General features: G+C 56.8%; 10 protein-coding genes and 5 pseudogenes. All 15 read left to right on the forward strand.

Going from position 1 to position 16,337, the window contains the following annotated elements:
• Window positions 1-296 precede the first annotated feature (296 nt).
• The 15 genes and pseudogenes from mraZ to ftsZ all read left to right on the forward strand — a co-directional run bounded on the left by mraZ (window position 297) and on the right by ftsZ (window position 16,329).
• Window positions 297-755 (forward strand): division/cell wall cluster transcriptional repressor MraZ, encoded by a 459-nt coding sequence (gene mraZ / locus GM30_RS18535; protein WP_049849831.1) that lies wholly within the window; start codon window positions 297-299, stop codon window positions 753-755.
• Window positions 756-1,669: pseudogene (gene rsmH / locus GM30_RS18540) on the forward strand (16S rRNA (cytosine(1402)-N(4))-methyltransferase RsmH).
• Window positions 1,666-2,031, forward strand: coding sequence for a cell division protein FtsL (gene ftsL, locus GM30_RS18545; RefSeq protein WP_038155644.1), 366 nt, complete (start codon window positions 1,666-1,668; stop codon window positions 2,029-2,031). The pseudogene rsmH and the gene ftsL overlap by 4 nt, the downstream one beginning before the upstream one ends.
• Window positions 2,032-2,046: 15 nt before the next feature.
• Window positions 2,047-3,813 (forward strand): peptidoglycan glycosyltransferase FtsI, encoded by a 1,767-nt coding sequence (gene ftsI, locus GM30_RS18550; RefSeq protein ID WP_049849832.1) that lies wholly within the window; start codon window positions 2,047-2,049, stop codon window positions 3,811-3,813.
• Window positions 3,800-4,967: pseudogene (locus GM30_RS18555) on the forward strand (UDP-N-acetylmuramoyl-L-alanyl-D-glutamate--2,6-diaminopimelate ligase). Before ftsI ends, GM30_RS18555 begins: the two are co-directional and overlap by 14 nt.
• Window positions 4,964-6,179 (forward strand): annotated as a pseudogene (locus GM30_RS18560) (Mur ligase family protein). Before GM30_RS18555 ends, GM30_RS18560 begins: the two co-directional pseudogenes overlap by 4 nt.
• Complete coding sequence (mraY, locus tag GM30_RS18565) at window positions 6,173-7,255, forward strand: phospho-N-acetylmuramoyl-pentapeptide-transferase (RefSeq protein WP_049849833.1); 1,083 nt, start codon at window positions 6,173-6,175, stop codon at window positions 7,253-7,255. Before GM30_RS18560 ends, mraY begins: the two are co-directional and overlap by 7 nt.
• Before the next feature lie 2 nt (window positions 7,256-7,257).
• Entirely contained in the window at window positions 7,258-8,574 is a 1,317-nt protein-coding gene (gene murD, locus GM30_RS18570) for a UDP-N-acetylmuramoyl-L-alanine--D-glutamate ligase (protein WP_049849834.1), read from the forward strand.
• Window positions 8,574-9,818, forward strand: a complete 1,245-nt coding sequence (ftsW, locus tag GM30_RS18575) for a cell division protein FtsW (RefSeq protein WP_049849835.1) — start codon at window positions 8,574-8,576, stop codon at window positions 9,816-9,818. Before murD ends, ftsW begins: the two co-directional genes overlap by 1 nt.
• Window positions 9,815-10,653: pseudogene (locus tag GM30_RS18580) on the forward strand (UDP-N-acetylglucosamine--N-acetylmuramyl-(pentapeptide) pyrophosphoryl-undecaprenol N-acetylglucosamine transferase). Before ftsW ends, GM30_RS18580 begins: the two are co-directional and overlap by 4 nt.
• Window positions 10,654-10,710: 57 nt before the next feature.
• Window positions 10,711-12,074, forward strand: a pseudogene (locus GM30_RS18585) (UDP-N-acetylmuramate--L-alanine ligase).
• Window positions 12,067-12,987, forward strand: coding sequence for a D-alanine--D-alanine ligase (locus GM30_RS18590; protein WP_049849836.1), 921 nt, complete (start codon window positions 12,067-12,069; stop codon window positions 12,985-12,987). The pseudogene GM30_RS18585 and the gene GM30_RS18590 overlap by 8 nt, the downstream one beginning before the upstream one ends.
• 1 nt (window position 12,988) lies before the next feature.
• Window positions 12,989-13,816 carry a cell division protein FtsQ gene (gene ftsQ / locus GM30_RS18595; protein ID WP_049849837.1) on the forward strand — a complete coding sequence of 276 codons (828 nt, stop codon included), beginning with the start codon at window positions 12,989-12,991 and terminating at the stop codon, window positions 13,814-13,816.
• The gene (ftsA, locus tag GM30_RS18600) at window positions 13,813-15,069 is read left to right on the forward strand and encodes a cell division protein FtsA (protein WP_049849838.1); all 1,257 of its coding nucleotides are present in this window, start codon (window positions 13,813-13,815) and stop codon (window positions 15,067-15,069) included. The genes ftsQ and ftsA overlap by 4 nt, the downstream gene beginning before the upstream one ends.
• A gap of 108 nt (window positions 15,070-15,177) precedes the next feature.
• A complete protein-coding gene (ftsZ, locus tag GM30_RS18605) occupies window positions 15,178-16,329 on the forward strand; it encodes a cell division protein FtsZ (protein WP_038155625.1) in 1,152 nt (383 codons plus the stop codon).
• The last annotated feature ends 8 nt before the right edge of the window (window positions 16,330-16,337 follow it).

The following is a 16,337-nucleotide window of genomic DNA, read 5'->3' on the forward strand; positions in this document are numbered from 1 at the left end:
CGGGAATGTCCTAAAATGCCGCGCACGTCGCAAACTGACACTTTATATTTTCGCTCGATGATATTGAGTTTCTTTTTAACGAGCTTGAACAGATTTGTTTTTTTCTTACAACTATTCATAGCGTTAATTTGCCTCGTTTGTTGGACATAAATTAAACAGGGCGAATATCTGCCGCCATTATTGGGTTTTTTAACTCTGTTAGCGTCAGTGCTGGCTTGACAAGCTTTTCCTCCGCTCCGTAAACTCTTTTAGGTGGGAATTTGTGGGGTAAAGTGGAGAAAAGGGGTGAGGCTGGCATGTTCCGTGGGGCAACGTTAGTCAATCTCGACAGCAAGGGTCGTTTATCGATGCCGACACGGTATCGCGATCGGCTGGTCGAAAACGCTTCCGGTTTAATGGTTTGCACCATTGACATCCATCACCCATGCCTGCTGCTTTACCCGCTTCCTGAATGGGAAATTATCGAGCAAAAACTGTCGCGCCTGTCGAGCATGAATCAGGCCGAGCGCCGCGTACAGCGTTTGCTGCTTGGACATGCAAGCGAATGTCAGATGGATAACGCCGGTCGTTTACTGATTGCACCGGTTTTACGGCAACACGCCGGACTGACCAAAGAAGTGATGCTGGTCGGGCAGTTCAACAAATTTGAGCTGTGGGACGAAACGACCTGGTATCAACGGGTCAAGGAAGATATAGACGCTGAGCAGTCCGCATCCGGAGAGCTGTCGGAGCGGCTGCAGGATTTGTCCTTATAAATGATGGAAAATTTTAAACATACGACGGTACTGCTGGATGAGGCCGTAAATGGCCTGAATATTCGTCCTGATGGTATCTACATTGATGGCACTTTTGGTCGCGGCGGTCATTCGCGACTGATTCTTTCGCAGCTGGGCGCGGAAGGCCGTCTGCTGGCTATCGATCGGGATCCGCATGCGATCGCCGAAGCGCAGCGCATTGACGATCCCCGCTTTTCCATTGTACATGGACCTTTTTCCGCGCTGGGCGACTACGTAGCCGAGCGCGATCTTACTGGCAAGATCGACGGCATCCTCCTCGATCTTGGCGTCTCTTCACCGCAGCTTGATGATGCTGAGCGCGGTTTCTCCTTTATGCGCGATGGTCCACTGGACATGCGCATGGACCCGACACGTGGACAATCGGCCGCCGAATGGCTGCTGAGCGCTGACGAANTGGCGAAGAGCGCTTTGGCAAGCGTATTGCCCGCGCCATCGTCGAGCGTAACCGCGAACAACCGATGACCCGCACCAAAGAGCTGGCCGAGGTGGTTGCCGCGGCCACGCCGGTGAAAGACAAATTCAAACATCCCGCGACCCGTACCTTCCAGGCGGTGCGCATCTGGGTGAACAGTGAACTGGAGGAGATAGAGCAGGCGCTAAAAAGCTCGATCGACGTGCTGGCCCCGGGTGGGCGGCTCTCCATCATCAGTTTCCACTCGCTGGAAGACCGCATTGTGAAGCGCTTTATGCGTGAACAAAGCCGCGGTCCGCAGGTTCCGGCGGGGCTTCCGATGACCGAAGAGCAACTCAGGAAACTGGGTGGCCGTCATTTGCGGGCATTAGGCAAGATGTTGCCGGGCGAAGATGAAGTGGCAGAGAATCCACGCGCTCGTAGTTCAGTGCTGCGTATCGCAGAAAGGACGAACGCATGATCAGCAGAGTGTCAGAGGCCTTAAGCAAAGTAAAAGGATCGATTGGAAGCAACGAGCGCCATGCCTTGCCTGGCGTGATCGGTGACGATCTTTTGCGGTTTGGGAAGCTGCCACTCTGCTTGTTCATTTGCATCATTGTGACCGCGGTGACGGTGGTGACCACGGCGCACCATACGCGCCTGTTGACCGCGCAACGCGAACAAATGGTTCTGGAACGCGACGCTCTGGATATCGAGTGGCGCAACCTGATCCTCGAAGAAAACGCGCTCGGCGATCACAGCCGGGTTGAGCGGATCGCGACAGAAAAGTTGCAGATGCAGCATGTCGATCCGTCACAAGAGAATATCGTGGTACAGAAATAAGGAATACGGCGACGCATGAAAGCAGCGGCAAAGACGCTAAAACCAAAACGTCAGGAAGAACAGGCCAACTTTATCAGTTGGCGTTTTGCGTTGCTTTGCGGTTGTATCCTGCTGGCGCTGGCTTTTCTGCTGGGTCGCGTGGCCTGGTTGCAGATCGTCAATCCTGACATGCTGGTACGTCAGGGCGATATGCGCTCCCTGCGTGTTCAGGAAGTTGCGACCTCCCGCGGCATGATCACCGACCGCTCCGGTCGCCCGTTGGCGGTCAGCGTGCCGGTGAAGGCGATCTGGGCCGATCCCAAAGAATTACATGACGCTGGCGGCATTAGCCTCGATAACCGCTGGAAGGCACTCGCGGATGCGCTGAAAATTCCGCTCGATCAGCTGGCGTCGCGCGTAAATGCAAATCCGAAAGGGCGCTTCATCTACCTCGCGCGTCAGGTTAACCCGGACATGGCGGATTACATCAAAAAACTGAAGCTGCCGGGGATTCATCTGCGTGAAGAATCTCGCCGCTATTATCCTTCAGGCGAAGTGACCGCTCACCTCATCGGCTTCACCAACGTCGACAGCCAGGGGATTGAAGGCGTCGAGAAAAGTTTCGATAAATGGCTGACCGGCCAGCCGGGCGAGCGTATCGTGCGTAAAGACCGCTACGGGCGCGTCATTGAAGATATCTCCTCTACTGACAGCCAGGCCGCACACAACCTGGCGTTGAGCATTGATGAGCGCCTGCAGGCGCTGGTTTACCGTGAGCTGAACAACGCCGTGGCTTTCAACAAAGCGGAGTCCGGCAGCGCGGTGCTGGTGGACGTCAACACCGGCGAAGTGCTGGCGATGGCCAACAGCCCGTCGTATAACCCGAACAACTTTACCGGTACGGCGAAAGACGCAATGCGTAACCGGGCCATCACCGATGTGTTCGAACCGGGTTCGACGGTGAAACCGATGGTGGTCATGACGGCGCTGCAGCGTGGCATCGTCAATGAAAACAGCGTCCTGAACACGATTCCATACCGAATTAACGGCCACGAAATCAAAGACGTGGCGCGCTACAGCGAATTGACCCTGACCGGGGTATTACAGAAGTCGAGTAACGTCGGTGTCTCCAAACTGGCGTTAGCGATGCCGTCCTCAGCGTTAGTAGATACTTACTCACGTTTTGGGCTGGGAAAGGCGACCAATTTGGGGTTGGTCGGAGAACGCAGTGGCTTATATCCTCAAAAACAACGGTGGTCTGACATAGAGAGGGCCACCTTCTCTTTCGGCTATGGGCTAATGGTAACCCCGTTACAGTTAGCGCGAGTCTACGCAACCATCGGCAGCTATGGCATCTACCGCCCGCTGTCGATTACCAAGGTTGATCCTCCGGTTCCGGGTGAGCGTGTCTTCCCGGAACCGCTCGTTCGTACCGTCGTTCACATGATGGAAAGTGTGGCACTGCCCGGCGGCGGTGGCGTGAAAGCGGCGATCAAAGGCTATCGCATCGCGATTAAAACCGGTACGGCGAAGAAAGTAGGGCCTGATGGCCGCTACATCAACAAATATATTGCTTACACCGCGGGCGTTGCGCCAGCGAGCCAGCCGCGCTTTGCGCTGGTCGTGGTGATCAACGATCCACAGGCAGGTAAATACTACGGTGGCGCCGTTTCCGCGCCGGTGTTCGGTGCCATCATGGGCGGCGTGTTGCGCACCATGAACATCGAGCCGGATGCGCTGGCAACAGGCGAGAAAAGTGAATTTGTGATTAATCAAGGCGAGGGAACAGGTGGCAGATCGTAATTTGCGCGACCTTCTTGCTCCGTGGGTGCCAGGCGCACCGGAGCGAGCACTGCGAGAGATGACGCTCGACAGCCGTGTGGCGGCTTCGGGCGATCTCTTCGTTGCGGTGTTGGGTCATCAGGCGGACGGGCGTCGATATATCCCGCAGGCGATTGCGCAAGGTGTTGCTGCCATTATTGCTGAGGCAAAAGATGAAGCCGCCGATGGCGAAATCCGTGAAATGCACGGTGTACCGGTTATCTACCTCAGCCAGTTAAACGAGCGCTTATCCGCGCTTGCCGGACGTTTTTACCACGAGCCTTCCGATCGTCTGCGTCTTGTCGGCGTGACCGGCACTAACGGAAAAACCACGACAACGCAGCTTCTGGCGCAGTGGGCGCAACTGCTGGGCGAAACCAGCGCGGTGATGGGCACGGTCGGCAATGGTCTGTTGGGCAAAGCGATCCCGACAGAGAACACCACCGGGTCCGCCGTCGATGTGCAGCACGTGCTGTCAGGTCTGGCAGGGCAGGGGGCAACCTTTGCCGCGATGGAAGTCTCGTCCCACGGTCTGGTACAGCATCGCGTGGCGGCGCTGAAATTTGCCGCCTCGGTGTTTACCAACCTGAGCCGTGACCATCTCGATTATCACGGCGACATGGAACATTACGAAGCGGCGAAATGGACGCTCTATTCGACCCACCATGCGGGTCAGGCGATCATCAACGCCGATGACGACGTGGGCCGCCGCTGGCTGGGNNTACGCCCACACGCCGGATGCGCTGGAAAAAGCGCTGGAAGCGGCGCGTCTGCACTGCACAGGTAAGCTGTGGTGCGTCTTTGGCTGCGGCGGCGATCGCGACAAAGGCAAGCGTCCATTAATGGGCGCAATTGCCGAACAGTTCGCCGATATCGTGGTGGTGACCGATGATAACCCGCGCACCGAAGAGCCGCGGGCGATCATCAACGATATTCTGGCTGGCATGGTTGATGCCGGGCGCGCGATGGTCAAAGAGGGCCGCGCGGAAGCCGTCACCAACGCCATCATGCAGGCTAAAGAGAACGATGTGGTGCTGGTTGCCGGTAAAGGCCATGAAGATTATCAAATCGTCGGTACCCGTCGTCTGGATTACTCCGACCGTGTTACGGCGGCGCGTCTGCTGGGAGTTGCGTGACGCTACGCCAACTGGCCGATGTTTTACGCGGCGAACTGCACGGGCAGGATCTGACGATCGACGCCGTGACCACCGATACGCGCCAGCTGACGGCAGGCTGCCTGTTTGTGGCGCTGAAAGGCGAGCGATTTGACGCCCACGATTTTGCCGATCAGGCGAAAGCGGGCGGTGCCGGCGCCTTGCTGGTCAGCCGTAAACTGGACTGTGATTTGCCGCAGGTGGTGGTGAAAGATACCCGCCTGGCGTTTGGCGAACTGGGCGCCTGGGTGCGCCAGAACGTACCGGCGCGCGTGGTGGCGCTGACCGGCTCGTCCGGCAAAACCTCCGTGAAAGAGATGACGGCGGCCATTCTCAATCAGTGCGGAAATACGCTTTATACCGCCGGAAACCTCAATAATGACATCGGCGTGCCGATGACCTTGTTGCGTCTGACAAAAGCGCACCAGTTTGCGGTGATTGAACTGGGAGCAAACCACCAGGGTGAAATCGCCTGGACCGTGGGGCTGACTCGCCCGGAAGCGGCACTGGTCAACAACCTGGCGGCGGCGCATCTGGAAGGATTTGGTTCGCTGGCCGGTGTGGCAAAAGCGAAAGGTGAGATTTATACCGGTCTGTCAGAAAACGGCATCGCCATTATGAATGCCGATAACAATGACTGGCTGAACTGGCAGAGCGTGATTGGCAGTCGTAAAGTCTGGCGTTTTTCCCCGAATGCGGCGAACAGCGACTTTACCGCCANTGGGTGCCGATCTCCAGGCGGTAAAAGCGGGGCTGGCAAGTTTAACGTCGGTGCCGGGGCGTCTGTTCCCGATCCCGCTGGCCGAGAACAAGCTGCTGCTGGATGACTCCTATAACGCTAACGTCGGCTCGATGACCGCTGCGGTACAGGTGCTGTCGGAAATGCCGGGCTACCGCGTGCTGGTGGTGGGCGATATGGCAGAACTGGGCGCTGAAAGCGACGCCTGCCACGTTCAGGTCGGTGAAGCGGCAAAAGCTGCCGGTCTCGACAGCGTGCTGAGCGTGGGCAAACTGAGCCAGGCTATCAGTGCGGCCAGCTGTGTGGGCGAACATTTTGCCGACAAGGCGTCGTTAATTGCCCGTCTTCGTGACGTCGTAGAAGAAAAACAAATGATAACTATTTTAGTGAAGGGTTCACGTAGTGCCGCCATGGAAGAGGTAGTACGCGCATTACAGGAGAACGGGACATGTTAGTGTGGCTGGCCGAACATTTGGTCAAATATTATTCCGGCTTTAACGTCTTTTCTTATCTGACGTTTCGCGCCATCGTCAGCCTGCTGACTGCGCTGTTCATCTCGTTGTGGATGGGCCCGCGCATGATTGCCCGTCTGCAAAAACTCTCTTTTGGCCAGGTTGTGCGTAACGATGGTCCGGAATCACACTTCAGTAAACGCGGTACGCCCACCATGGGCGGGATTATGATCCTCACCGCGATTGTGGTGTCGGTGCTGCTGTGGGCTTATCCGTCTAACCCGTACGTCTGGTGCGTGCTGGTGGTGCTGATCGGCTACGGCATCATCGGGTTTGTCGATGACTACCGCAAAGTGGTGCGCAAAGACACCAAAGGGCTCATTGCGCGCTGGAAATATTTCTGGATGTCGGTGATTGCGCTGGGCGTAGCGTTCGCACTGTACCTCGCCGGTAAAGACACACCAGCCACCGAGCTGGTGGTGCCGTTCTTTAAAGACGTGATGCCTCAACTGGGGCTGTTTTACGTTCTGCTGGCTTATTTTGTCATCGTCGGTACCGGTAACGCCGTCAACCTGACCGATGGCCTCGACGGGCTGGCGATTATGCCAACCGTGTTTGTCGCGGGCGGCTTTGCGCTGGTGGCGTGGGCGACCGGTAACATGAATTTCGCCAGCTATCTGCACATTCCGTATTTACGCCATGCGGGTGAGCTGGTGATTGTCTGCACGGCGATTGTCGGCGCAGGTTTAGGATTTTTGTGGTTTAACACCTACCCGGCCCAGGTTTTCATGGGCGATGTGGGTTCACTGGCACTGGGCGGCGCGCTGGGTATTATCGCCGTGCTGCTGCGTCAGGAGTTCCTGCTGGTGATTATGGGCGGTGTGTTTGTGGTGGAAACCCTGTCGGTGATCCTGCAGGTTGGTTCCTTTAAGCTGCGCGGTCAGCGCATCTTCCGAATGGCGCCAATTCACCACCACTATGAACTGAAAGGCTGGCCAGAACCGCGCGTCATCGTGCGCTTCTGGATTATTTCGCTGATGCTGGTCCTGATTGGCCTGGCAACGCTGAAGGTACGTTAATCATGGCAGATTACCAGGGTAAAAAAGTCGTCATTATCGGTCTCGGATTGACCGGACTTTCCTGCGTCGATTTCTTCCTCGCGCGTGGCGTCACGCCGCGCGTCATGGATACCCGCATGACGCCGCCTGGTCTCGATAAACTGCCGGAAGAGGTTGAACATCATACCGGCAGCCTGAACGACAGCTGGTTGATGAACGCCGATCTGATCGTGGCAAGCCCGGGGATCGCACTCGCGCATCCTTCTTTGAGCGCGGCGGCGGATGCCGGTGTGGAGATCGTCGGTGATATTGAGCTGTTCTGCCGCGAAGCACAGGCGCCGATCGTGGCGATCACCGGTTCGAACGGCAAGAGCACCGTCACGACGCTGGTTGGCGAAATGGCGAAAGCTGCGGGTGTGAACGTTGGCGTGGGCGGCAATATTGGTCTGCCCGCGCTGATGCTGCTGGATGTGACTCGTGAACTGTACGTGCTGGAACTTTCCAGCTTCCAGCTGGAAACCACCACCAGTTTGCAGGCGGCTGCGGCGACCATTCTGAACGTGACTGAAGATCATATGGATCGTTATCCGTTAGGTCTGCAGCAGTACCGCGCGGCTAAATTACGCGTCTATGAAAATGCCAAAGTCTGCGTGGTGAACGCGGACGACGCGCTGACCATGCCGGTACGCGGCGCCGATGAGCGTTGCGTCAGTTTTGGCGTCAACATGGGCGACTATCACCTGAACCGCCAGCAGGGCGAAACCTGGCTGCGGGTGAAGGGTGAGAAAGTGCTGAACGTCAAAGAGATGAAGCTCTCCGGGCAGCATAACTACAGCAACGCGCTGGCTGCGCTGGCGCTGGCGGATGCCGTCGGGTTACCGCGCGCCAGCAGCCTGAAAGCGCTGACGACCTTTACCGGTCTGCCGCACCGTTTCCAGCTGGCGCTGGATCACAACGGCGTGCGCTGGATTAACGACTCGAAAGCGACCAACGTCGGCAGCACCGAAGCGGCGCTGAACGGTCTGCATGTTGACGGTACGCTGTATCTGCTGCTGGGTGGCGACGGCAAATCCGCCGATTTCAGTGCGCTGAAGCAATATCTGGGCGGTAATAACGTTCGTCTCTACTGCTTTGGTCGCGATGGCGGCGAGCTGGCGGCACTGCGCCCTGAGGTGGCAACGCAAACCGACACCATGGAACAGGCGATGCGTCTGATCGCGCCGCAGGTGAAAGCGGGTGACATGGTATTGCTGTCGCCGGCCTGCGCCAGCCTCGATCAGTTCAAGAATTTTGAGCAGCGTGGCGATGTCTTTACGCGTCTGGCGAAGGAGTTAGGCTGATGCGCTTATCTCTCCCTCGCCTGAGAATGCCGCGACTGCCTGGATCAGGAATTCTGGTCTGGGTATTCAACGCGTTGAAAGGTTGGGTGATGGGCTCGCGGCAGAAAGACACCGACAGCCTGGTGATGTACGACCGTACGCTGCTGTGGCTGACGCTGGGCCTCGGGGCTATCGGCTTCATCATGGTGACCTCGGCCTCGATGCCGGTGGGGCAACGTCTGGCGAACGATCCGTTCCTGTTTGCCAAACGTGATGGCCTGTACCTGATCCTGGCGCTGTGTCTGGGGCTGATTACCCTGCGTCTGCCGATGGATTTCTGGCAGCGTCACAGTACGACCATGCTCATTATTTCGATTGTCATGCTGCTTATCGTACTGGTGGTGGGAAGCTCGGTTAACGGGGCGTCGCGCTGGATCGCGATTGGCCCGCTGCGTATTCAGCCCGCGGAATTTACCAAGCTGTCGCTGTTTTGCTATATCGCCAACTATCTGGTGCGGAAGGCTGACGAAGTGCGTAACAACCTTCGCGGCTTCCTGAAACCGATGGGGGTGATTTTTGTGCTGGCCATTCTGCTGCTGGCGCAGCCGGACCTCGGCACCGTGGTGGTGCTGTTTGTCACCACCCTGGCAATGCTGTTCCTTGCAGGCGCCAAGCTGTGGCAGTTCATTGCCATCATCGGCATGGGGATTTCAGCGGTGGTGCTGCTGATCCTCGCCGAGCCGTATCGTATCCGCCGCGTGACCTCCTTCTGGAACCCGTGGGAAGATCCGTTCGGCAGCGGTTATCAGCTCACTCAGTCGCTCATGGCCTTTGGCCGCGGCGAAATGTGGGGGCAGGGGTTGGGGAACTCCGTACAGAAACTGGAGTATCTGCCGGAAGCGCATACCGACTTCATCTTCGCCATTATTGGTGAGGAATTAGGTTATATCGGTGTGGTACTGGCACTTTTAATGGTATTCTTCGTCGCTTTTCGTGCTATGTCGATTGGGCGAAAAGCACTGGAGATTAACCAACGTTTTGCGGGTTTCCTCGCCTGTTCTATCGGTATCTGGTTCAGTTTTCAGGCGTTAGTGAACGTCGGTGCAGCCGCAGGCATGCTGCCGACCAAAGGGCTGACGCTGCCGCTGATCAGTTACGGTGGTTCGAGTTTGTTGATTATGTCGACAGCAATCATGTTTTTGCTGCGCATTGATTATGAAACGCGTCTGGAAAAGGCTCAGGCGTTTACGCGGGGTGTTCGATGAGTGGTCAGGCGAAGCGGTTAATGGTGATGGCGGGCGGTACCGGCGGGCACGTGTTCCCGGGGCTGGCGGTCGCGCACCATTTAATGGATGAAGGCTGGCAGGTGCGCTGGCTGGGAACCGCTGACCGTATGGAAGCGGATTTGGTGCCTAAACACGGTATCGGGATCGATTTTATCCGTATTTCCGGCCTGCGCGGGAAGGGCATTAAAGCGCAGCTCCTGGCTCCGGTCCGCATTTTCAATGCCTGGCGACAGGCACGTGCGATCATGAAACGCTTTAAACCCGACGTGGTGCTGGGCATGGGCGGATACGTCTCTGGCCCGGGCGGTCTGGCAGCGTGGTCGTTGGGCATTCCGGTTGTCCTGCACGAACAAAATGGCATTGCTGGCCTGACCAACAAATGGCTGGCGAAAATCGCCAAAAAAGTGATGCAGGCGTTTCCTGGCGCTTTCCCGAATGCCGATGNAAAGGCGCGCAGCAGACCGTTGAGCAGGCCTATGCCGACGCAGGGCAACCGCAGCATAAGGTCACTGAATTTATCGATGACATGGCCGCCGCCTATGCCTGGGCAGATGTGGTGGTGTGCCGTTCTGGCGCGCTGACGGTGAGCGAAATCGCCGCCGCAGGGCTCCCGGCGCTGTTTGTGCCGTTCCAGCACAAAGACCGACAGCAGTACTGGAATGCGCTGCCGCTGGAAAAAGCGGGCGCCGCGAAGATTTTCGAACAGCCGCAGTTTACGGTGGACGCGGTGGCGACCACGCTTGCCGGCTGGGGCAGAAAGACATTGCTGGAGATGGCTGAAGCGAAAGAAGTAAGCCTGGCAGCTCAGGCTTAACCCTCGCAGCGCGTGTTGCGCTGCATGAATTTTGAAGAAGTTGATGGCGTTTAAAGAATGAATACACAACAACTGGCGAAACTGCGTTCCATTGTGCCCGAGATGCGTCGCGTCCGGCACATCCACTTTGTCGGCATTGGCGGTGCTGGCATGGGCGGTATTGCCGAAGTGTTGGCCAACGAAGGTTATCAGATTAGCGGTTCCGACCTGGCGCCGAATCCGGTGACGCAGCAGTTGGCGGCGTTGGGCGCCACCATTTATTTCAACCATCGCCCGGAAAACGTGCGCGATGCGAGCGTGGTTGTTGTGTCGACGGCGATCGCTGCCGATAACCCGGAGATTGTCGCGGCGCACGAAGCCCGCATGCGGAAATGCTGGCGGAGCTGATGCGTTTTCGTCACGGTATCGCGATTGCCGGTACTCACGGTAAAACCACCACTACGGCGATGGTGGCCAGTATTTACGCCGAAGCCGGACTCGATCCGACCTTCGTAAATGGCGGTCTGGTGAAAGCCGCAGGCGTGCATGCGCGTCTGGGCAGCAGCCGTTATCTGATTGCGGAAGCGGNGAATCTGAAGCAGACGTTTATCAACTTCCTGCATAACCTGCCGTTTTATGGTCGTGCGGTGATGTGTGTGGACGATCCGGTAATTCGCGAGCTGCAGCCGCGCGTGGGTCGTCAGATCACCACTTACGGTTTCAGCGATGACGCTGACGTGCGCGTGGAAGATTATCAGCAGGTAGGCGCGCAGGTGCATTTCACCCTGGTGCGTCATGAGAAAGAGAATCTGCGCGTGATGCTGAACGCGCCAGGCCGTCACAACGCGCTGAATGCCGCCGCCGCGGTGGCCGTGGCGACGGAAGAAGGCATCGACGATGAGGCGATTTTACGCGCGCTGGCGAGCTTCCAGGGCACCGGGCGTCGCTTCGATTTCCTCGGCGAATTCCCGCTGACGGACGTAAACGGTAAAAGCGGCACGGCGATGCTGGTGGATGATTACGGTCATCACCCGACGGAAGTGGATGCAACGATTAAAGCTGCTCGCGCAGGCTGGCCGGACAAAAATCTGGTGATGCTATTCCAGCCGCACCGCTTCACGCGTACGCGCGATCTGTATGACGATTTTGCCAACGTGCTGACGCAGGTTGACGCGTTGCTGATGCTGGATGTTTACCCGGCGGGCGAAGCGCCCATTCCGGGCGCGGACAGCCGCTCGCTGTGCCGGACGATTCGCGGTCGCGGTAAAGTTGACCCGATTCTGGTTTCCGATCCGGCGCAGGTCGCCGAGATGTTAGCACCGGTACTGACGGGCAACGACCTGATTCTGGTTCAGGGTGCGGGAAATGTCGGCAAAATCGCGCGTAACTTAGCTGAAATCAAACTGCAGCCGCAAACCCAGGAGGAGCCGCATCATGACTGATAAGATCGCTGTTCTGCTGGGTGGATCTTCTGCAGAACGTGAGGTTTCGCTTAATTCTGGCGCGGCGGTGCTCGCCGGACTCCGCGAAGGTGGCGTGGACGCGCATCCGATCGATCCGAGTGAAGTGGATGTTACCCAGCTGAAAAATATGGGTTTTCAGAAAGTGTTTATTGCGCTGCACGGTCGTGGCGGTGAAGATGGAACATTACAGGGCTTGCTGGAACTTATTGGCATGCCTTATACCGGTAGCGGCGTGATGGCTTCAGCTATCTCAATGGACAAGCTGCGCAGCAAGCTGCTGTGGCAGGGCGCGGGCTTACCGGTCGCGCCGTGGGTGGCGCTGACGCGGTCTGAATTCGCTAAGGGATTACAGGCTGAAGTTGAGCAGCAAATTGCCGCGCTCGGTCTGCCGCTGATTGTGAAGCCGAGCCGTGAAGGCTCCAGCGTCGGCATGTCGAAAGTCAACGAAAGTGACAAACTGCATGACGCGTTAGTGCTGGCATTTCAGCACGATGACGAGGTTTTAATCGAAAAATGGCTGAGCGGGCCGGAATTTACCGTTGCTGTGCTTGGTGATGAAATTTTACCATCAATCCGCATTCAGCCAGCGGGAACCTTCTATGATTATGAGGCCAAGTATCTCTCTGATGAGACGAAATATTTTTGCCCTGGTGTAGAAGATACGGCTCAGGAGGCAGAAATGCAGTCGCTGGTCGCCAAAGCATGGGATGTGCTGGGTTGCCGTGGCTGGGGTCGAATTGACGTGATGCTGGACAATGATGGCCAGTTTTATCTGCTGGAGGCCAATACCTCGCCGGGAATGACCAGCCATAGTCTTGTGCCGATGGCTGCACGTCAGGCAGGGATGAGCTTCTCGCAGTTGGTTGTACGGATTCTGGACCTGGCGGGGTGATATGTCGCAGGCTGCGCTGAATACGCGGAACCGGGAAGAGGAACCCTCTTCACGACGCAATAATGGAACGCGTCTGGCAGGGATCATCTTCCTGCTGGCGGTGCTGTGTACCGTGCTAGTGAGTGGCTGGATGGTGCTGGGCTGGATGGAAGACGCGCAACGGTTGCCGTTGTCGAAGCTGGTGGTGACAGGCGATCGTCATTACACCCGCAATGATGATATTCGCCAGTCGATTCTGGCGCTGGGGGCTCCTGGCACCTTTATGACGCAGGACGTGAATATCATTCAGAGCCAGATCGAACGCCTGCCGTGGATCAAGCAGGCGAGCGTCAGAAAGCAGTGGCCGGACGAATTGAAGATTCATCTGGTTGAATATGTGCCTATTGCACGTTGGAATGATCAACATATGGTTGACGCGGAAGGGAACTCTTTCAGCGTACCGGCGGATCGTACCAGTAAACAAAATTTGCCGATGTTGTACGGCCCTGAGGGCAGCGAAAGCGAAGTGCTTCAGGGATATCGCGACATGGGACAAGTGCTGGCGAAAGAGAAGTTCGTACTAAAGATGGCGGCGATGACCGCGCGCCGTTCCTGGCAATTGACGCTGAGTAACGATATTCGGCTCAACCTGGGACGAGGCGACACGATGAAACGTCTTCAGCGCTTTGTTGAACTCTATCCGGTATTACAGCAACAGGCGCAGACCGATGGAAAACGGATAAGCTACGTTGATTTGCGCTATGACTCAGGCGCGGCGGTGGGTTGGGAACCTGCACCCGTTGAGGACATTAATCAACAACAGAATCAGGCACAGGCAGAACAACAATGATCAAGGCGACGGACAGAAAACTGGTAGTTGGACTGGAGATTGGCACAGCGAAGGTTGCCGCTTTAGTAGGGGAAGTTCTGCCCGACGGTATGGTCAATATCATTGGGGTAGGCAGTTGTCCTTCCCGCGGTATGGATAAAGGCGGAGTCAATGACCTGGAATCCGTGGTTAAGTGCGTACAGCGCGCCATTGACCAGGCCGAACTGATGGCGGATTGCCAGATTTCCTCTGTCTATCTTGCGCTTTCGGGTAAGCATATTAGCTGTCAGAATGAAATCGGGATGGTGCCGATTTCCGAAGAGGAAGTGACGCAGGAAGACGTTGAAAACGTCGTCCATACTGCGAAGTCCGTGCGTGTCCGTGACGAGCATCGTGTGCTCCACGTGATCCCGCAGGAATATGCGATCGACTATCAGGAAGGGATTAAAAACCCGGTGGGCTTGTCAGGCGTGCGTATGCAGGCAAAAGTGCACTTGATCACATGTCACAACGATATGGCAAAAAACATTGTCAAAGCCGTTGAACGTTGTGGCCTGAAAGTTGACCAACTTATTTTTGCAGGACTTGCCTCAAGCTATTCCGTCCTGACGGAAGATGAGCGTGAATTAGGGGTCTGCGTGGTCGATATTGGCGGTGGTACGATGGACATTGCCGTCTATACGGGCGGCGCGCTGCGCCACACCAAAGTGATTCCCTACGCAGGGAACGTGGTGACCAGCGATATCGCGTATGCATTTGGTACGCCGCCCAGCGACGCAGAAGCCATTAAAGTGCGCCATGGTTGCGCGCTGGGTTCGATTGTTGGCAAAGACGAAAGCGTCGAAGTGCCGAGCGTGGGCGGACGTCCACCGCGCAGCCTGCAGCGTCAGACGCTGGCAGAAGTCATCGAACCGCGTTACACCGAGTTACTGAACCTGGTGAACGAAGAGATTTTGCAGTTACAGGAACAGCTTCGCCAGCAAGGGGTAAAACATCACCTGGCGGCGGGGATTGTCCTTACCGGTGGTGCGGCGCAGATTGAAGGCCTTGCCGCCTGTGCTCAGCGGGTGTTTCATACCCAGGTGCGTATTGGCGCGCCACTGAACATCACTGGCTTAACGGATTACGCTCAGGAGCCGTATTACTCAACGGCCGTGGGCCTGCTGCACTACGGGAAAGAGTCCCATTTGAGTGGTGAAGCGGAAGTGGAAAAACGCGTCACGGTGGGGTCGTGGATCAAACGACTGAACTCGTGGCTGCGAAAAGAGTTTTAATTTTTTTAAAGAGAGCGCAGAAAATTGGCGGTCTCAGGCGACAACAGGCACAATACATCAGTCGTTCAGGTTACCTGAAGGGCGAAGTGTATAAGACGGAGAGAAACTATGTTTGAACCTATGGAACTGACCAACGACGCGGTGATTAAAGTCATCGGCGTCGGTGGCGGCGGCGGTAACGCTGTCGAACACATGGTGCGCGAGCGCATCGAAGGTGTTGAATTCTTTGCAGTCAACACCGACGCGCAGGCACTACGTAAAACCGCGGTAGGCCAGACGATTCAGATCGGTGGTGGCATCACCAAAGGTCTGGGCGCCGGGGCTAACCCGGAAGTGGGCCGCAATGCGGCTGAAGAAGACCGTGAAGCACTGCGCACGGCACTGGAAGGCGCCGACATGGTGTTCATCGCTGCAGGTATGGGCGGTGGTACCGGTACGGGTGCTGCACCGGTTGTCGCCGAAGTGGCGAAAGATTTAGGTATTCTGACCGTTGCTGTGGTGACTAAGCCGTTCAATTTTGAAGGCAAAAAGCGCATGGCATTCGCGGAGCAGGGTATCACCGAGCTGTCCAAGCACGTGGACTCTCTGATTACCATCCCGAACGACAAACTGCTGAAAGTGCTGGGTCGCGGTATCTCCCTGCTTGACGCGTTTGGCGCGGCGAACGACGTGCTGAAAGGCGCGGTTCAGGGGATCGCGGAACTGATTACCCGCCCGGGGCTGATGAACGTCGACTTCGCCGACGTGCGCACCGTGATGTCCGAAATGGGCTACGCGATGATGGGCTCTGGTGTGGCGAGCGGTGAAGACCGTGCGGAAGAAGCGGCTGAAATGGCTATCTCTTCTCCGCTGCTGGAAGATATCGATCTGTCTGGCGCGCGTGGCGTGCTGGTCAACATCACGGCGGGCTTCGACCTGCGTCTGGATGAGTTCGAAACCGTGGGTAACACCATCCGTGCGTTTGCCTCGGATAACGCGACCGTGGTTATCGGTACTTCTCTGGATCCGGACATGAACGACGAACTGCGCGTGACCGTTGTTGCCACCGGTATTGGTATGGACAAACGTCCGGAAATTACCCTGGTGACGAACAAGCAGTCGCAGCAACCGGTGATGGATCGCTACCAGCAGCACGGGATGTCTCCGTTGACGCAAGAGCAGAAACCGGCCGCTAAAGTGGTTAACGACAATACGCCGCAAACCACGAAAGAACCGGACTATCTGGATATCCCGGCGTTCCTGCGCAAGCAAGCTGACTAAGAATTGGC

It is taken from the genome of Trabulsiella odontotermitis (assembly GCF_001188485.1).
GTDB lineage: Bacteria > Pseudomonadota > Gammaproteobacteria > Enterobacterales > Enterobacteriaceae > Trabulsiella > Trabulsiella odontotermitis_A.